General features: G+C 75.3%; 16 protein-coding genes and 1 pseudogene. 7 read left to right on the top strand and 10 right to left on the bottom strand.

Annotation, left to right across the window (positions count from 1 at the left end; genetic code table 11):
• The first annotated feature begins 45 nt into the window (after positions 1–45).
• Both PHK61_RS10565 and PHK61_RS10560 read left to right on the top strand, forming a co-directional pair.
• Positions 46–945 carry a patatin-like phospholipase family protein gene (locus PHK61_RS10565; RefSeq protein ID WP_274280934.1) on the top strand — a complete coding sequence of 300 codons (900 nt, stop codon included), beginning with the start codon at positions 46–48 and terminating at the stop codon, positions 943–945.
• Positions 942–2,186 (top strand): CynX/NimT family MFS transporter, encoded by a 1,245-nt coding sequence (locus PHK61_RS10560; RefSeq protein WP_274280933.1) that lies wholly within the window; start codon positions 942–944, stop codon positions 2,184–2,186. The genes PHK61_RS10565 and PHK61_RS10560 overlap by 4 nt, the downstream gene beginning before the upstream one ends.
• Here the strand turns inward: PHK61_RS10560 and PHK61_RS10555 are convergent.
• Together PHK61_RS10555 and PHK61_RS10550 are read right to left on the bottom strand one after the other, a co-directional pair.
• A complete protein-coding gene (locus tag PHK61_RS10555) occupies positions 2,137–2,508 on the bottom strand; it encodes a hypothetical protein (protein ID WP_274280932.1) in 372 nt (123 codons plus the stop codon). The two genes, PHK61_RS10560 and PHK61_RS10555, sit on opposite strands and share 50 nt — an antisense overlap.
• Before the next feature lie 164 nt (positions 2,509–2,672).
• A complete protein-coding gene (locus PHK61_RS10550; protein WP_274280931.1) occupies positions 2,673–3,416 on the bottom strand; it encodes a TetR/AcrR family transcriptional regulator C-terminal domain-containing protein in 744 nt (247 codons plus the stop codon).
• A 69-nt stretch (positions 3,417–3,485) separates the two neighbouring features.
• Between PHK61_RS10550 and PHK61_RS10545 the strand changes: the two genes are divergently transcribed.
• Positions 3,486–3,884: a VOC family protein gene (locus PHK61_RS10545; protein WP_274280930.1), complete on the top strand. Its 399-nt coding sequence runs from the start codon at positions 3,486–3,488 to the stop codon at positions 3,882–3,884.
• A 21-nt stretch (positions 3,885–3,905) separates the two neighbouring features.
• Positions 3,906–4,394, top strand: coding sequence for a GNAT family N-acetyltransferase (locus PHK61_RS10540; protein WP_274280929.1), 489 nt, complete (start codon positions 3,906–3,908; stop codon positions 4,392–4,394).
• 51 nt (positions 4,395–4,445) lie between these two features.
• Here the strand turns inward: PHK61_RS10540 and PHK61_RS10535 are convergent, their stop codons facing one another.
• The 6 genes from PHK61_RS10535 to PHK61_RS10510 form a co-directional block, all read right to left on the bottom strand.
• On the bottom strand, positions 4,446–6,506 hold the full coding sequence (locus PHK61_RS10535) for a prolyl oligopeptidase family serine peptidase (protein WP_420791384.1): 2,061 nt from the start codon (positions 6,504–6,506) through the stop codon (positions 4,446–4,448).
• Positions 6,507–6,621: 115 nt separating this feature from the next.
• Positions 6,622–7,377, bottom strand: coding sequence for a PadR family transcriptional regulator (locus tag PHK61_RS10530; RefSeq protein ID WP_274280927.1), 756 nt, complete (start codon positions 7,375–7,377; stop codon positions 6,622–6,624).
• A gap of 90 nt (positions 7,378–7,467) precedes the next feature.
• Complete coding sequence (locus tag PHK61_RS10525) at positions 7,468–7,725, bottom strand: DUF6295 family protein (protein WP_274280926.1); 258 nt, start codon at positions 7,723–7,725, stop codon at positions 7,468–7,470.
• Between the two features lie 2 nt (positions 7,726–7,727).
• Positions 7,728–8,483 (bottom strand): dienelactone hydrolase family protein, encoded by a 756-nt coding sequence (locus tag PHK61_RS10520; protein ID WP_274280925.1) that lies wholly within the window; start codon positions 8,481–8,483, stop codon positions 7,728–7,730.
• Between the two features lie 154 nt (positions 8,484–8,637).
• Complete coding sequence (locus tag PHK61_RS10515) at positions 8,638–9,192, bottom strand: fumarate hydratase C-terminal domain-containing protein (RefSeq protein WP_274280924.1); 555 nt, start codon at positions 9,190–9,192, stop codon at positions 8,638–8,640.
• A complete protein-coding gene (locus PHK61_RS10510) occupies positions 9,189–10,034 on the bottom strand; it encodes a fumarate hydratase (RefSeq protein WP_274280923.1) in 846 nt (281 codons plus the stop codon). The genes PHK61_RS10515 and PHK61_RS10510 overlap by 4 nt, the downstream gene beginning before the upstream one ends.
• Positions 10,035–10,152: 118 nt before the next feature.
• Between PHK61_RS10510 and PHK61_RS10505 the strand changes: the two genes are divergently transcribed.
• A complete protein-coding gene (locus PHK61_RS10505) occupies positions 10,153–11,280 on the top strand; it encodes a baeRF2 domain-containing protein (RefSeq protein WP_274280922.1) in 1,128 nt (375 codons plus the stop codon).
• Between the two features lie 78 nt (positions 11,281–11,358).
• On the opposite strand, the gene PHK61_RS10500 is transcribed toward PHK61_RS10505, so the two are convergent.
• Positions 11,359–12,531, bottom strand: coding sequence for an aminotransferase class V-fold PLP-dependent enzyme (locus tag PHK61_RS10500; protein ID WP_274280921.1), 1,173 nt, complete (start codon positions 12,529–12,531; stop codon positions 11,359–11,361).
• Between the two features lie 10 nt (positions 12,532–12,541).
• Positions 12,542–13,996 (bottom strand): Si-specific NAD(P)(+) transhydrogenase, encoded by a 1,455-nt coding sequence (sthA, locus tag PHK61_RS10495; RefSeq protein ID WP_274280920.1) that lies wholly within the window; start codon positions 13,994–13,996, stop codon positions 12,542–12,544.
• 124 nt (positions 13,997–14,120) lie between these two features.
• Between sthA and PHK61_RS10490 the strand changes: the two genes are divergently transcribed.
• The gene (locus tag PHK61_RS10490; protein ID WP_274280919.1) at positions 14,121–15,224 is read left to right on the top strand and encodes a DUF4192 domain-containing protein; all 1,104 of its coding nucleotides are present in this window, start codon (positions 14,121–14,123) and stop codon (positions 15,222–15,224) included.
• Between the two features lie 87 nt (positions 15,225–15,311).
• Positions 15,312–15,786, top strand: a pseudogene (locus tag PHK61_RS10485) (ISH6 family transposase); the annotation flags it as partial.

Below are 15,786 nucleotides of genomic sequence, written 5' to 3'. Positions count from 1 at the left end.
GACATCGGCCGTGCGGAGCGCGCCACCGGGGTGGAGGGTGGCGCGGTGACCGCCGACGCTCCCTCCCGCCCCGTCCGCGCGCTCGTCCTCGGCGGCGGCGGCCTCGCCGGCATCGCGTGGGAGGTGGGCGTGCTCGTCGGTCTGGCCGAGGGCGGCGTCGACCTCGGCCTCGCCGACCGGGTCGTCGGCACCTCCGCCGGGGCCGTCGTCGGCACCCTGCTGACCACGGGCGTGGACCTCGCCGCCGTGCACGAGGAGCACCTCTCGGGGGAGGCCGGCACCACCGCGCCGCCGGCGAACCTCGACATGGAGGCCCTCGGCGCCGAGCTCGCCGCCGCGATGGACGGCGCCCGCGACGCGGGGGAGATGCGCGCCCGGCTCGGCGCGTGGGCGCTCGCGGCCGACACGCCCCCGGAGGCCGAGCGGCTCGCGGTGATCGACGCCCGCCTGCCCGTGAAGGAGTGGCCCGGGACCGACCTGCGCATCTCCGCCGTCGACGCGGAGACCGGCCACCTCGCGGTCTTCACCCGCGAGACCCGGGTCCGGCTCGTCGACGCGGTCGCCGCGAGCTGCGCCGTGCCCGGCGTCTGGCCGCCGATGACCGCCGGGCGGCGCCGCTACATCGACGGCGGCGTCGCGTCGGTCGTGCACGTGGCGCGCGCCGACGACGACGGCTTCGATCTCGTCGGCCCGGCCGACCGGCTCGTCGTCGTCGCCCCGCTCGACCCGCCGCCGGGCGGCCCGTTCCGGTCGGTGGCCCAGGAGATCGAGCACCGGCAGGAGCAGCACCCCGACACCGAGGCGGTCGCGGTCCTGGCCGACGAGACCGCGGTGGCGGCGTTCGGCACCAACGTGCTCGACCCGGCCACGATGCCGGCGTCGGCGAAGGCCGGACGGGAGCAGGGGCGCGCGCGGGCCGCCGAGGTCGCGCGGGCCTGGGCATGAGCGCCCCGACGACCACCGCGACGGCGGTGCGCCGCGGCGGCGCCCTCGCCGCGTTCGCGGTGCTCCTGCTCGCGGCCAACCTGCGCCCGCCGGTGGTCGGTGTCGCGCCGCTGGTCGACCAGGCGCGCGACGCGCTCGGCGTCTCCAGCGGCGTCGCCGGTCTGCTGACCAGCCTCCCCGTGCTCTGCTTCGGCCTGCTCGCGCCCGTCGCGCCGCGGCTGGCCCGGCGCTGGGGCCTCGAGCGGCTGCTCGTCGCGGCGCTGGTGGTGCTCGCGCTCGGGATCGCGCTGCGGCTGGTCTCCTCGCTCGCGGTGATCCTGGTCGGCAGCGTGCTCGTCGGCACCGCCATCGCCGTCGGCAACGTGTCGCTGCCGACGCTGGTCAAGCGCGACTTCCCGCACCGCACCGGCGCGATGACCGGCGCGTACTCGATGGTGCTGACCGGCGGCGGCGCGGTGGCGGCCGCCGTCACGGTCCCGCTGCAGCGGGTCACCGGCCTCGACTGGAGCGACACCCTCGGCCTGTGGGGGCTGCTCACCGTCGTGACCCTGGTCGTGTGGCTGCCGCGGGCGCGGCGGCGCACGGTGCCCCCGCCGCCCGCCCGGGAAGGGCAGACGCTGCGCAGCGCCCTGCTGCGCGACCCGCTCGCCTGGCAGGTCACGCTGTTCATGGGCCTGCAGTCGCTGCAGTTCTACGCGATGTCGGCCTGGATCCCGACGATCTTCGTCGACGCCGGGAGGACGCCGGCCGAGGGCGGCCTGCTCCTGTCGCTCGCCGGCTTCGTCGGCCTCGTGTTCTCGGCGACGGCGCCCTCGTTCGCCATGCGGCGCCCGTCCCAGAGCACCGTGGTGGTGACGACGAGCCTGTTCTACGTCGTGGGCTACGTGGGGCTGCTCGCCGCGCCCAGCTCGCTGGCCGCGCTGTGGATGGTGGTGCTCGGCGTCGCGCAGGGGTCGAACATCGCGCTCGGGCTCCTCCTCATCACGCTGCGCTCGCCCGACACCGAGCACACCGCCGAGCTCTCGGCGATGGCCCAGGGCGTCGGCTACACCCTCGCCGCGGTCGGGCCGTTCGCCCTCGGCGCCCTGCACGACGCGACCGGCGGGTGGACGGTGCCGCTGGTCGTGATGCTGGTGCTCGTCGTGCCGCTGCTCGTCGTGGGCTGGGGCGCGGGGCGGGACCGGCACGTGCTCAGCGCAGCACCGACAGGAGCACCCGCGCCGTCCCCTCCGGGTCGGTGACCATCGCGTCGTGGCCGGTCTCGAGGGTCGCGACGCCGCGCCAGCTCGCGTCCCCGCGGGCGGCGGCCGCGATGCCGGCGAAGGCGTCGTGGCCGGGCTTGTCCGTGCAGTGGACGTACCAGCGGTCGAGCGCCGGGACCGGGAGGTCGGGCAGCGGGTCGTCGGGCACGCGGCGGGGCTGGGGCGTGAGCCGCGGACCCACCCAGGCGCGCAGGTCCTCGTCCCGGATCGCCCACCCGTCCATCGCGGTGTCGGGGTCCAGCACGATCCGGTCCTCGGCGTCCACCCGGCTCAGGAAGAACTCCCGGCGGGCCGGCGACATCAGGTCACGCCGACGCTGACCGGGGTCGGCGACCGCGCCCACCTGCGCGCAGGCGCGCGGCGACCGGACGCCACACCCAGCCGCCGTGCCATCCGCCGTGCACCAGCACCACCACGCCCACCGGCCCATGGAAGCCCGTGCGCCGGTCACCGCCAAGGGGTCGTTCAGCCGATGAGCGCCGCGAGGCCGTCGAGCACCCGGGCGAGCCCGAAGCGCCAGGCGCGGTCGGGGTCGCGCGCGGACTGCTGGGCGGCGCCGGCCGCGGCGCCGACGCGGACCGCGCGGGGGAAGCGCCCGGGGTCGAGCACCTGCTCGAGCACCGGGGCGCGCGCCGCCCACCACGCCCCGGCGTCGCCGGTGTCGGCGGTGTGCTGCTCGACGAGCGCGGCGGCCCGCGTGACGTCGAGCAGGAAGGTCAGCGCGGCGTCGCGGTCGACGTCGTCGAGCCCGGCGAGGGTGGCGAGCTCGTCGAACGCCGCGAGCTCGTGCTCGTACTTGGCGGTCTCGCCGGGCCCGAGCACCGGGCGGCCCGGGTCGACACGCGCCGCCCAGGGGTGGGCGCGGTGGAGGGCGAGGTTCTCCTCGGCGACGGCGGTGAGGCGCTCGCGCCACCCGAGGCCCGAGGTGTCCCGGCGGGGCATGGCGGCGTAGGCGGCGTCGACGACGAGGGCGGCGAGCTCCTCGCGCCCGGGCACGTAGGTGTAGAGCGTCATGGGGGCGACGCCGAGCTCGCGGGCCAGCGCCCGCACCGACAGCCCCGCGAGCCCGTCCGGGCCGCCCGCGTCGGCGAGCGCCGTCGCGCGGGCCACGACGTCGTCCAGGTCGAGCCCGCGCCGGGGTCCGCGGGTGCCGGCGGGCTGCTCGACCCGCCAGAGCAGGGCGAGCGTCCGTGCCGGGTCGGTGGCCACGGCGGCGATCCTGGCACATCTTCTCTGTACGGAGTACGTTGTACAGCGTACGGAGAGAAGGGGGTACCCATGAAGATCACCGCATCGGCGGTCTCGCTCAACGTCGCCGACCCCGGCGCCTCGGCGGCGTTCCTCGTCGACCACTTCGGGTTCGGGCAGGTCATGGCGGCCGACGGGTTCGCGTCCCTGGCCCGCGAGGACGCCGGCGTGTCCGTGGTGTTCCTGCGGACGGGGCTCGGGTCGCTGCCGGCTGACCAGCGCGACGAGCACGCCGCCGGGCTGATCCTCGCGTTCGTCGTCGACGACCTCGAGGGCGAGCTGGCCCGCCTCGAGCGCGAGGGCGTGACGATCACGATGCCGCTGACCGCGGAGCCCTGGGGCGAGCGCGCGTTCCAGGTGCGCGACCCGAACCGCGTGATCGTGCAGCTCGTGGACTGGGAGGGCGAGGTGGCGCCCGAGTACCGCTGAGGGGCCCGTCAGGATGGGGGCGTGGAGATCGTCCTGTCCGCCGTGCGTCCCGACTCGCCCGCCGGTCTGACCGCCCTGCGGGCCTATGCCGGGGAGCTCGCCGCCCGGTGGCCCGAGAAGGCGCCGGAGCCGACGTGGTCGGAGGAGTTCCTCGCCGACGACCCGATGGCGCTCGCCCCGCCGTCGGGCGTGTTCGTCGTCGCCACGCGGGGCGATTGGGTCGTCGGGTGCGCGGGGCTGCGTCTCGAGGGTGCCGACGTCCCGCCGGGGGCCGGGGAGATCAAGCGCATGTGGGTCGACCCGACGGTCCGCGGCCAGGGCCTGGGCCGGCGGCTGCTCGCGCACCTGACCGACCTGGCCCGGGAGGCCGGGCTGCGCCGCCTGGTGCTCGACACCGCCGAGGACCTGGTGGCGGCCCGCGCGCTCTACGTCCGCGAGGGCTTCGTCGAGACCGAGCCCTACAACGCCAACCCCTACGCCCACCACTGGTTCACCCGCGACCTCTGGTGAGCCCTATGTGAGCGGAATTCCCGGCTACAGCCGGGAATTCCGCTCACGTACTCAGCCCACCTGGCGCCAGCAGAACTCGAAGACGAGCGCCCACTGGAAGGCGCGCTGGGCGTTGTCGGCCGCGCCGCCGTGGCCGCCCTCGATGTTCTCGTAGTACTCGACGCGGTGGCCCTGCTCGCGCATCCGCGCCACGGCCTTGCGCGCGTGCGCGGGGTGCACGCGGTCGTCGCGCGTCGAGGTCGTCACGAGCACCGGCGGGTAGGACGCGTCGGCGGAGAGGTTCTGGTACGGCGAGTACTGCGAGATCCACCCCCACTCGGTGGGGTCGTCGGGGTCGCCGTACTCGGCCATCCACGACGCCCCGGCGAGCAGCAGGTGGAACCGCCGCATGTCGAACAGCGGCACCATCACCACGATCGCGCCGAAGAGCTCCGGGTAGCGCGTGAGCATCACGCCCATGAGCAGCCCGCCGTTGCTGCCGCCGTGGATCGCGAGCCGGGACGCCGTGGTGATCCCGCGGGCAGTGAGGTCGCGCGCCACGGCGGCGAAGTCCTCGTAGGCGCGGTGCCGGTGCTCGCCCAGGGCCGCGGTGTGCCAGGTGGGCCCGTACTCGCCGCCACCGCGGATGTTGGCGACGACGTAGGTGCCGCCGCGGGCGAGCCAGGCGCGCCCGACGAGCCCGCTATAGCCCGGGGTCAGCGCGATCTCGAAGCCGCCGTAGCCGGTCATCAGCGTCGGGCCGGGGGTGTCGGACACCCGGCCGACCACGAAGTACGGGATGCGCGTGCCGTCGTCGGATGTGGCGAAGAACTGGCGGACCTCGAGCCCGGTCGCGTCGAAGCGCGCCGGCGCCGTGCGCAGCACCTCCGGCTCGGGGTCCCTGTCGAGCCCCAGCTCGCCGCGCAGGAACGTCGAGGGCTGCGTGTAGCCGTCGGTGTCGAGGAAGTACTCGTCGCTCTGGTCGGGGTCGACGCCGACCAGGTCGACCGACCCGAGGTCCGGGCCCGCGGGCAGCTCCCGGCGCGCCCAGTCGCGCGAGGGCGTGAGCACCTCGAGGCGGGTGACGACGTCGGTGAGCACCGAGAGCACGAGGTGGTTCCTCGTCCAGGCGTGGGAGCTCAGCGAGCGGCTCGCGGTCGGCTCGAACAGCACGCGGGCGGTGCGGTCGCCCGCGAGGTAGGCCTCGAAGTCGAAGCACAGCAGCGCACCGGCGGGGTACTCGGCGCCGTCGACCGACCAGGGCGAGCGCGTCCGCACGAGCAGCCACTCGCGCTCGACGTCGGTGTCGGCGTCCGGCGGGACGTCGATGAGCTCCCGGGTGCCGTCGGGGCGGAGCAGGAACTCCTCGGTGGTGTGGAAGTCGGGGCTGCGCCCGACGAAGTCGCGCTCGAAGCCCGGCGTGTGGTCGTGCCCGGCGAACGCCGAGACGTCGGTCTCCGCGGCCTCGAACACGATCTCGGCCTCGGCGACGGGCTGCCCGCGCCGCCACCGGCGCATGACCCGGGGGTAGCCCGACGTCGTCTGCGATCCGGGCCCGAGGTCGGTGCCGACGAACACGGTGTCCTCGTCGATCCAGCTCACCCGGCTCTTGGCCTCGGGCAGCGTGAAGCCGTCGGCGACCCAGCCCTTCGTGGGCAGGTCGAACTCGCGCACGACGGTCGCGTCGGCACCCCCGCGGGAGAGCTGCACCAGCGCGCGCGAGTAGTCGGGGTAGCGCACGCCCGCGCCGGCCCACACCCAGTTCTCGTCCTCGGTGGCCGCGAGCGCGTCGACGTCGAGCAGCAGCTCCCACTCGGGGTCGCCGGACCGGTAGCTCGCGAGCGTCGTGCGTCGCCAGAGCCCGCGGGGGTGCTCGGCGTCCTGCCAGAAGTTGTAGAGCAGCTCGCCGCGGCGGCGGACGTACGGGATGCGGTCGTCGGCGTCGAGGATCGCGCGCAGGTCGTCGCGCAGCTCGGCGAACCGCTCCGAGGCCGTCAGGACCGCCAGCGACTCGTCGTTGCGTTCCTTCACCCAGGCCAGCGCCTCGTCGCCGGTGACGTCCTCGAGCCAGAGGTAGGGGTCGTCGGTGACCGGGGGAGTCGTCGGGGAGCTCACCGGACCATCCTCACCCATCACCGGAGGACCCGGCCCGCGGGTGATCTCACGCCCGCGTGACCGGGTTCTCGGCCGGACCCCGGGGGCCGACCGTGTGACGCGACGTGTCGCCTGCGTCGCCGGCCGGTGAGGGTCACCCGGCCGGGTCCGCGTCGTCGTCCCGGCCCGCGGTCTCCTCGCCCGCGAGCAGCAGGTAGAGGCGCCGGCGGGTGTCGTCGAGCAGGCGGACCGCCTCGGCGACCTGCTCGTCCCGGCCGACCTGGGCGACCTGCGCCACGGCGCCGGCCAGCCCCGCCCCGGCCTCGCGCAGGGCGCTGAAGCCGTCCTCGGCGGCGGCGGTGTTCCACACGGCGTCGAGCTCCTCGCGGTGCTCGTCGACGTGGGTGCGGCCGGCGTCGGTCAGGTGGATCACCGAGCGGCCCTCGGCCTTCTCGGTGCGCACCAGGCCCTCGTCGGCGAGCTGGGAGACGGTCGGGTAGACCGATCCCGGGCTCGGTCGCCAGGACCCGCCGGAGCGCTCGCCGATCTCCTGGATGATCTGGTAGCCGTGCATCGGCTCCTCGGCGAGCAGGGCCAGCACCGCCGTGCGCACGTCACCGCGCGCCCGGCGTCCGCGGTGTCCGCCGCGCGGGCCGCCCGGGCCACCGCCCGGACCGCCGAAGGGGCCGAAGCCACCGGGTCCTCCCGGGCCGAAGCCGCCGGGCCGGCCGAACGGGCCACCCCGCCGTCCTCGACGGAACCGGCCGCGCGGGCCGCCGGGGTGCTCGCCGAACATCGCCTCTCGGCCGAAGCCGGGGTGGCGGCGCGGGCCGTGCCCGTGCCGGCCGTGGCCCTCGTGATCGGGGCCTTCTCCGAGATCCCGGCGTGCGCCGGGGCTGTCGTTCGTCATGTCGCTCCTCCTTCTGCGTTCGTTCGCGACACGTCAACGATATATCGCACCTGCGAGCAGTGCAAGCAGCCGGCCGAGGAGGTCCGGAGCTCAGTGCCGGGCGGCGCGCTCCACGGTCGTCCGCAGGGCCGCGAGGAGAGCGCGGGCCGAGTCCAGGCTCAGCTCCACGGCGACCCGGGCGCCCGGGCCGCGCTCGGGGTTCAGGAAATCGATGTTGACGGTGTGCTCGTCGGGCGCGTGGACGGGGTGGTCGTAGTAGACGGTCGCCGTCCGCAGCGGGAACCAGCCCTCGGGCCCCTTGCCGCTGGACTGCGCGAGGTCGAGCTTCTCGGTGCTGTAGGTGCACATGGTCAGGCCCCCGGGGTGGCGAGGTGGCGCGCGAGGAAGTCGCGGATCTTCTCCCAGCCGTCGACGGCGGCGGCGACGCGGTAGGCCGGGCGGTCGACCGAGAAGAACGCGTGCCCCGCGTCGTCGTAGCGGTGGAACTCGTAGGTCTTGCCGTGCTCCTGGAGCAGCTTCTCCAGCTCGTCGACATGGTCGGGGGAGGGGTAGGAGTCCTCGTTGCCGAAGAGACCGAGCAGCGGGGCCTGCAGGTCACCGATCCGGTCGGCCAGCGGGGAGACCTGCAGCGGGAAGCCCTCGGGCGGCGTGCCGACGACGAACGCGCCGTAGCAGTCGACGGCCGCCTGGATGTCGACCTCCATGCCCGCGAGGACCGCCTGGCGCCCGCCGGAGCAGAAGCCGATCGCCCCGACCCGCCCGTTGGCGGTGGGCAGCGAGCGCAGCCAGCGCGCCGCGCCCGCGGCGTCGCCGACGAACCGCTCGTCGGGCACCCCGCCCTGCGCGCGGGCGGTGGCCGCGGCGTCGTCGGGGTCGGCGCCGGGGGCCTCGCGCATGTAGAGGTTCGGGCAGATCGCGTGGTAGCCCATCGTCGCGAACCGCCGGGTGATCTCCTTGGTCGCGGCGTCGTAGCCCGGCATGTGGTGGATGACGATCATCCCGCCGCGGGACCCGCCGTCCATCGGCCGCGCGGTGTAGGCCTCGATCTCGTCGTCCGCGTGCCCGCGGATCCCGATCGTCTCGGCCAGGATCGCGTCGTGCTGCATGCTCCGACCTCCGCTCCTCGATGGTGGTGCGGTCGATCAGAGCACCCGGGCCGCGGCGCGGCTCACCGAGGCGTGGTTCGGGTCGGTCGGCGTGGCTCGGGGTGTGTCGGCGTGGCGGCCACGCCGGCGTCGGACGCCGGGGGAGCCCCCGCGATCACGGCGAGGCGCGCCGCCAGCGCGCCGGGCCGTCGCGGTAGAGGTCGCCGCCGTGGAGGTCGTTGACGACGAGTGCCGGGAACTCGCGCACCTCGAGGCGGTGCACGGCCTCGGCGCCGAGGTCGGGGTAGGCGATCACCTCGGCCGACACGACGCACTGCGACAGGAGCGCCGCGGTGCCCTCGATCGCGCCGAAGTAGACGCAGCCGTGCTCGAGCATCGCCTCCTTGACGACCTCCGAGCGCCGGCCCTTCCCGATCATGCCGCGCAGGCCGCGCTCGACGAGCAGCGGCGACCAGGCGTCCATCCGGGACGCGGTGGTCGGTCCGGCCGCGCCGATCGCGTGGCCGGGGCGGGCGGGGGTGGGGCCGACGAAGTAGAGCGTCTCGCCGGCCGGGTCGAACGGGAGCCGCCCGCCGCCCTCGACGGCCTCGGCGAAGCGGGCGTGCGCCGCGTCCCGGCCGGTGACCAGGGGACCGGACAGGAGCACCGAGTCGCCGCTGCGCAGTTCCCGGATCGCCTCGGCGTCGAGGGGCAGCGCGAGTGCTGTCACAGGGTCACCGTCCGCACGCGGTGGGAGTGGCAGTCGAGGTTGACCGCGACGGGGAAGGCGGCGATGTGCGTCGGGTAGGCCTCGACGTGCACGGCCACCGTCGTCACCGTGCCGCCGAAGCCCGCCGGCCCGATGCCCGTCGCGTTGATCGTCTCGACCAGCTCGGCCTCCAGCTCCGCCAGCTTCGGGTCCGGGGACGGCGAGCCGGTCGGCTCGCGGGTGAGCGCCTTCTTCGCGAGCACCGCCGCGCGGTCGAACGTGCCGCCCATCCCGATCCCGACCGTCACCGGCGGGGACGCGCTCGGCCCCGCCGCCTCGATCGTCTCGACGACGAAGCGCCGCATGCCCTCGGCCCCGGCGGCCGGGGTGAGCATCCGCAGCGCCGACATGTTGTCGCAGCCCGCGCCCTTGACCAGCAGCGTCAGGCGCACGCCGTCGCCCTCGACCAGGTCGTAGTGGACCATCGCCGGGGTGTTGTCGCCGGTGTTGGTCCGGTCGACCGGCGAGCGGACCAGCGACGCGCGCAGGTAGCCCTCGCGGTAGCCCTCGGCCACGCCCCGGTCGAGCGCCGCGGCGAGCGAGCCGCCGGTGAAGTGCACGTCCTGGCCGATCTCGAGGAAGCACACGGCGTAGCCGGTGTCCTGGCAGAACGCGATCTGCTCGCGCGCCGACACCTCCGCGTTCGCGAGCAGCCGGTCGAGCACCTCCTGCCCGATCGGGGACCGCTCGGTCGCCCGCGCCCGGCGCAGCGCGTCGACGTGGTCACCCCGGAGCTCGTGGTTGGCCTCGACGCACAGCCGCCGCACGGTGTCGGCCACCTCGTCGACCGGTATCTCCCGCACGTCGCACGGCTTACCGCACGAGGGCGCAGGACGCATGTGCAACGGGGTGTTCGGGTAGGCGGGGGGACACCCCGAGAACCGACCCGCGACCCCCGCGGGACCTGAGGAGGAACACCGGATGGACCTGTCGCGCACCCGAGAGATCTTCGAGCGGCCGGGCCCGTTCGCGACGGTCTACCTGGAGGCCGTGCAGGCCGGGGAGAACTCGGCCAAGCAGGTCGAGCTGCGCTGGAGGGACCTGCAGAAGCAGCTCAAGGACGCCGGCGCGGACGACAAGACGCTCGCGGCGCTCGACGACGAGCTGGGCGGCGAGCGCTCCGGCTCGATCACCGGCGTGGGCCGCGTCCTGGTGGCGTCCGCCGACGGCGTGCTCTTCGACGACGAGGTCGAGGCCGTCGACGCGGCCGGAGACCTCGCCGTGTGGTCGCCGCTGCCCGAGCTGGGCCGGTACTACCGCAGCCAGACCGGCTCGGTCCGCGTGCTGCTGGCCGTGGTCGACCAGACCGGCGGCGACCTGTACCAGGTGATCGCCGACAACAGCGAGGGCGCCCGCGAGCTCGACGAGGAGACCGTCAAGGGCCAGGCCATCGAGAAGGTCCACAAGGCGCGTGGGGGCGGCGTCGGCAACCGCACGCGCCAGAACCGGCACGAGATGGCGTCGTACGAGAACGCCGACGAGGTCGTCAAGGGCATCCGCAGCGCGGTCAAGCAGTTCCGCCCCGAGGTGATCGCCCTCGCCGGCGAGATCCAGGGCCGCTCCGCGGTCCGCAACGAGCTGCCCGGCGACCTCGCCGACATCACCCGCGAGATCGAGGCCGGCAGCCGCGCCGCGGGGGCGTCGGAGGACGCGCTCGAGAGCGAGCTGCTCACGGTCGCCGGCGTGGTCGCCACCGAGCGCGAGTCCCGCGTGCGCCAGCGGTTCGAGGAGGGCAAGGGCCACGCCAACGCGGTCGAGGGCCTCGAGCCGGTCCTCGAGGCCGCCCGCACCGGCGCGGTCGACACGCTGCTGCTGGTCGACGGCCAGGAGGTGCCGGGCGAGCTCTACGTCGGCTCGTCGCCGGAGCAGATCTCCACCGACCCGGCCAACCTGAAGGAGCTCTCCGACACCGAGCCGGTCGCCCGGCCCGCCGAGCAGGTGCTCCTGCGCGCCGTCGGCGCCCTTGGCGGCGACGTGCAGGTCCTCGGCGGCGGCGCCGAGCTCCAGGACGGCGTCGGCGCGAACCTCCGCTTCCCGACCGGCAGCTGAGCCGACCCCGCACGACACGAACGCGCCGTTCGCTGCACCCGAGGCAGCGAACGGCGCGTTCGCTGCGTTCGGGGCACCTCAGAGCAGCGCAGCCAGCTCGCGGGCCGCGGTGCGGGCGTCGTCGAGGGTCACGTACGGCGCCGCGAAGCCGAAGCGCAGCAGGTCCGGCGGGCGCGCGTCGACGACGACGCCGCGCCGGGCCAGGGCCGCGCAGAGCCCGTCGGCGTCGCGCACGCGCACCGCGACGTGCCCGCCGCGCCGGTCGTGCTCGCGCGGGGTGACGACGTCCGCGCCGGCGGGCAGCGCGGCGAGGAACGCGTCACCGAGCGCCAGGGACGCGGCGCGGACGCCCGCGAGGTCGACGTCGTCGAACACACCCAGCGCCCCGTCCAGCGCGAGCATCGAGAGCATCGGCGGGGTCCCGACGCGCAGCCGCCCCACGCCCGGGGCCGGCGTCCACGCCTCGGTCATGGCGAACGGGTCGGCGTGCCCGGCCCAGCCGGTGAGCGGCGGGTCGAGGACGTCGTGGTGGCGCGCCGCGACGTAGGCGAACGCCGGCGCCCCCGGGCCGCCGTTGAGGTACTTGTAGGTGCACCCCACGGCGAGGTCGACGCCGAGCGCGTCGAGCTCGACGGGCATCACGCCCACCGCGTGCGAGAGGTCGACGAGCACCACCGCGCCGGCCTCGTGGGCCCGAGCGACGATCGCGGCGAGGTCCCAGCGTTCCCCGGTCCGGAAGTCGACCGCCGGCACGGCGACCACGGCGGTGTCGGCGTCCGGCGCCATCCCGTCGGGGGCGGCGGTGTGCAGCCTCAGCCCGGTCAGGCGGGCGACGGACGCGGCAAGGTAGCGGTCGGTCGGGAAGTGCCCGCCGTCGGAGAGCAGCACGCCGCGCCCCGGCCGCAGCCGCGCGGCGGCGATCAGCGCGCCGAAGAGCTGCACCGACGTCGAGTCGCCGACGACGACCTGGCCCGGCGCCGCCCCGACCAGCGCGCCGACCCGGTCGCCCAGGCTCTGCGGGGTCGCCCACCAGCCGCAGTCCTCCCAGCCGGCGACCCCGACCGCCGCCCACTGCTCGTCGACGGCGGACAGCAGCGCCTCGCGCGCGGCGTGGGGCTGCGCACCCAGGGAGTTGCCGGCGAGGTAGACGGCGTCGCCCCCGTCCGGCGCCCGCGGCAGGACGAAGGCGGCCCGGGCCCAGCCGGGACGCGGAACATCGAGGGGAGCACGCCGATCGGGGAGCCGGGCCATCGACGCCGGCTCAGGCGAACTGTTCGAGCGCACGGATCTTGTTCGTCGCGTCGAGGGCGGCGACCTTGTAGGCCTCGGACAGCGTCGGGTAGTTCAGGACGGCGTCGACGAGGTAGTCGACGGTCCCGCCGCACCCCATGATCGCCTGGCCGATGTGCACGAGCTCGGTGGCCGACGTGCCGAACACGTGCACCCCGAGCAGGGCGTGCGTGTCCGGCGAGACCAGCAGCTTGAGCATGCCGTAGTCGTCGCCGACGATCTGGCCGCGCGCGAGCTCGCGGTAGCGCGAGATGCCGACCTCGTAGGGGATCGCCTTCTCGGTCAGCTCGGCCTCGGTCGCCCCGCAGTAGCTGACCTCGGGGATCGTGTAGATCCCGTACGGCGACACCTCGGCCATGGAGTGCGCGGGCTCGTCGAACGCGTGGTAGGCGGCCTGGCGGCCCTGCTCCATCGACGTCGCGGCGAGCGCGGGGAAGCCGATGACGTCGCCCACGGCGTAGATGTGCGGGACGGCGGTGCGGAAGTGGTCGTCGACCTTGATGCGCCCGCGGCCGTCGGTCTCGAGCCCGGCCCGCTCCACCTGGAGGTCATCGGTGACGCCCTGGCGACCGGCCGAGTACATCACCGTCTCGGCCGGGATTTTCTTGCCGGAGACGAGCGTGGTGACCGTGCCGCGCTCGGACACCGAGACCCCGGAGACCTCCTCGCCGAACCGGAAGGTGACCGCGAGGTCGCGCAGGTGGAACTTGAGCGACTCGACGACCTCGGCGTCGCAGAAGTCGAGCATCTGCGGGCGCCGCTCGACGACGGTGACCCGCGTGCCGAGGGCGGCGAACATCGAGGCGTACTCGATGCCGATCACGCCGGCGCCGACGACGACCATGCTCGCCGGGATGTGCTCCATGGTGAGGATGCCGTCGGAGTCGAGGACGCGGCGGTCGTCGAACTCGACCTGGGGCGGGCGCGCCGGCCGGGTGCCGGTGGCGATGACGATGCGGTCGGCGGTGACGACCTGGTGCTCGCCGCGGCGTTCACCGGTGACCTCGACCGCGTGGTCGTCCACGAAGCGCGCGGCGCCGGCGAGCAGGTCGACCCGGTTGCGCTGCAGCTGCGCCCGGATCACCTCCTCCTCGCGCCCGATGACGAAGTGGGTGCGGGCGAGCAGGTCCTGGACGGTGATGTCCTGCTTGACCCGGTAGCTCTCGCCGTAGAGCCCCCGCATGGCGTAGCCGGTGAGGTAGAGGACGGCCTCGCGCAGCGTCTTCGACGGGATCGTGCCGGTCTGCGTGCAGACGCCGCCGATCATGCCGCGGCGCTCGACGACCGCGACGCGCTTGCCGAGCTTGGCCGCCGCGATCGCCGCCTTCTGGCCACCGGGCCCCGAGCCGATCACCACGAGGTCGTAGTCACGGCGTGGTCCGGGGCCGGTCGAGGTCGCGGTCGAGGGCTCAGCGGGGGGATCCACCGGGTGCACGTGCTCACCCTCGCCGTCACCGCCCACCCCGGCAAGCGAACAGTCGCCGGCGAGGTTGTCCACAGGCCCGCACATCCACCGGATCCGCGGGAACCGCGGCTGCGTCCGAACCGGTGTGAGCACCGAGCACCCTCCGACCACCCGACCCACCGACCCCCTGCGGCTGCGCCTGCGCGATCCCGGCGAGCTCGTGGCCGCGGTGCCCCACCTGCTCGGGTTCCGGCCCGTCGACTCGCTGGTCCTCGTCGCCGTCCACGGCCCGGGAGACGCGGCGGAGCGGAGCTCGACCCGTGATCCGGCCCGCAGCCGGCGCCTCGGGGTCGTCGCCCGCGTCGACCTCCCGGCTCCCGACGACCTTGCCGCGGTCGTCGACGGGTGCGCCGCGCGCGTCGCGGCGACCGCGCCGGACGAGGTGATCGCGATCGTCGTCGGCGGCGCCGGCAGCACCGACCCGCCCCGCCGGGACGTCGCCGACGCCGCCCGCGGGGCGTTCGCCGGCCACGGCGTCGAGGTCCCGACGCGGCTGTGGGTGCCCCGCATCGCCGGGGGAGCGCCCTGGTGCTGCTACCCGCCGTGCGACTGCCGCGGCACGGTCGGGCCGACCGACGACTCGCCGCTGGCGGCCGCCGCGGCGTGGCTCGGCCAGGTCACCTACGGCTCGCGGGCGGAGCTGGAGGCCTCGCTCGCCCCGGGGCCGCCCCTCCCGCGCCTCGCCGCGCTGATCCGCGCCGAGCTCGAGGCGGCGGCCGTCGACCGCGAGCTCGGCGGGCCGGCGGCCGCGCGCCGCGACCTCGGCGCGGTCACCGCCGCGCGCGACGAGGTGGCGAGCGGGCGGGTGCTCACCGACACCGAGATCGCGCGCGTGGCCGTGGCCCTGGGCGACCCGGCGGTCCGCGACGTCGCCATCGGCTGGGCGCTCGACCCCGACGAGGCCCTGGCGGCGGCCGCCGAGCAGCTGTGGACGCTGCTGGTCCGGGCGCTGCCCGCGCCGGAGGTCGCCGAGCCCGCCGTGCTGCTCGCCTGCGCGCAGCTCGTGCGGGGCGGTTCGGCGCTGGTCGGCGTCGCCCTCGAGCGTGCCCTGCGGGCCGACCCGGCGCACCGCCTCGCCGGGCTGGTCGGGGCCCTGCTCGCCTCGGGCGCGGGGCCGGACGCGGTGCGCTCGATCGTCCGTGACGCGAGCGCCGAGGCGGCGCATCGCCTGGAGGGACGGGCCGGGTGAGCGGTCGGTAGCGTGGCGCAGCGTTGAATTTCGGGGATCTTGCGGTGAGGTGGGTGGGTTCGCCTCGCGGTGAGGAGTGCCTCTGTGGTGTCGTCGATCTCTGTCACCCTGTGCGCCGAGGTCCCCGAGCTCGGTGAGTCCCCGGGCGCCTTGAGCTGGTCGATGGTCGAGGCGTGGGCGGTGGCGATGCGTGAGGAGGTCCCGGCCGCGGCACTGGCGGCGTCGTTGGAGCAGGTCCAGGACCAGCTCATCGACCGTGTGTGTGGCCCGCGCTGGCTGCCGGTGCGGGGCCTGCCCGCCCCGTTCGCGTGTCCGGGCTGCGGGGTGATGCAGGACTTCGCCCGCAAGGGCAGACGCACCCGCCCGCGCCGCATCGACACCTCGGTGGGGGTGGTGCGCCTGCAACTGGCCAATGTGGGCTGCCGTGACTGCGGGCGAGTGTTCGCACCGCTGCTGCTGATGCTCGACCTCACGGGGCGCCGCCGCACCGACCGGCTCGCGGTGGACCTGGCCGAGCTGGCCAGCCAGATGTCGTTCGCCCGCGCCGGCGCGGTGGCCCGCC

It is taken from the genome of Actinomycetospora lutea, assembly GCF_028737205.1.
Lineage (GTDB): Bacteria > Actinomycetota > Actinomycetes > Mycobacteriales > Pseudonocardiaceae > Actinomycetospora > Actinomycetospora lutea.
The sequence above is the reverse complement of the archived record's forward strand: the minus strand, read 5'-3'. Positions and strand labels throughout refer to the sequence as shown.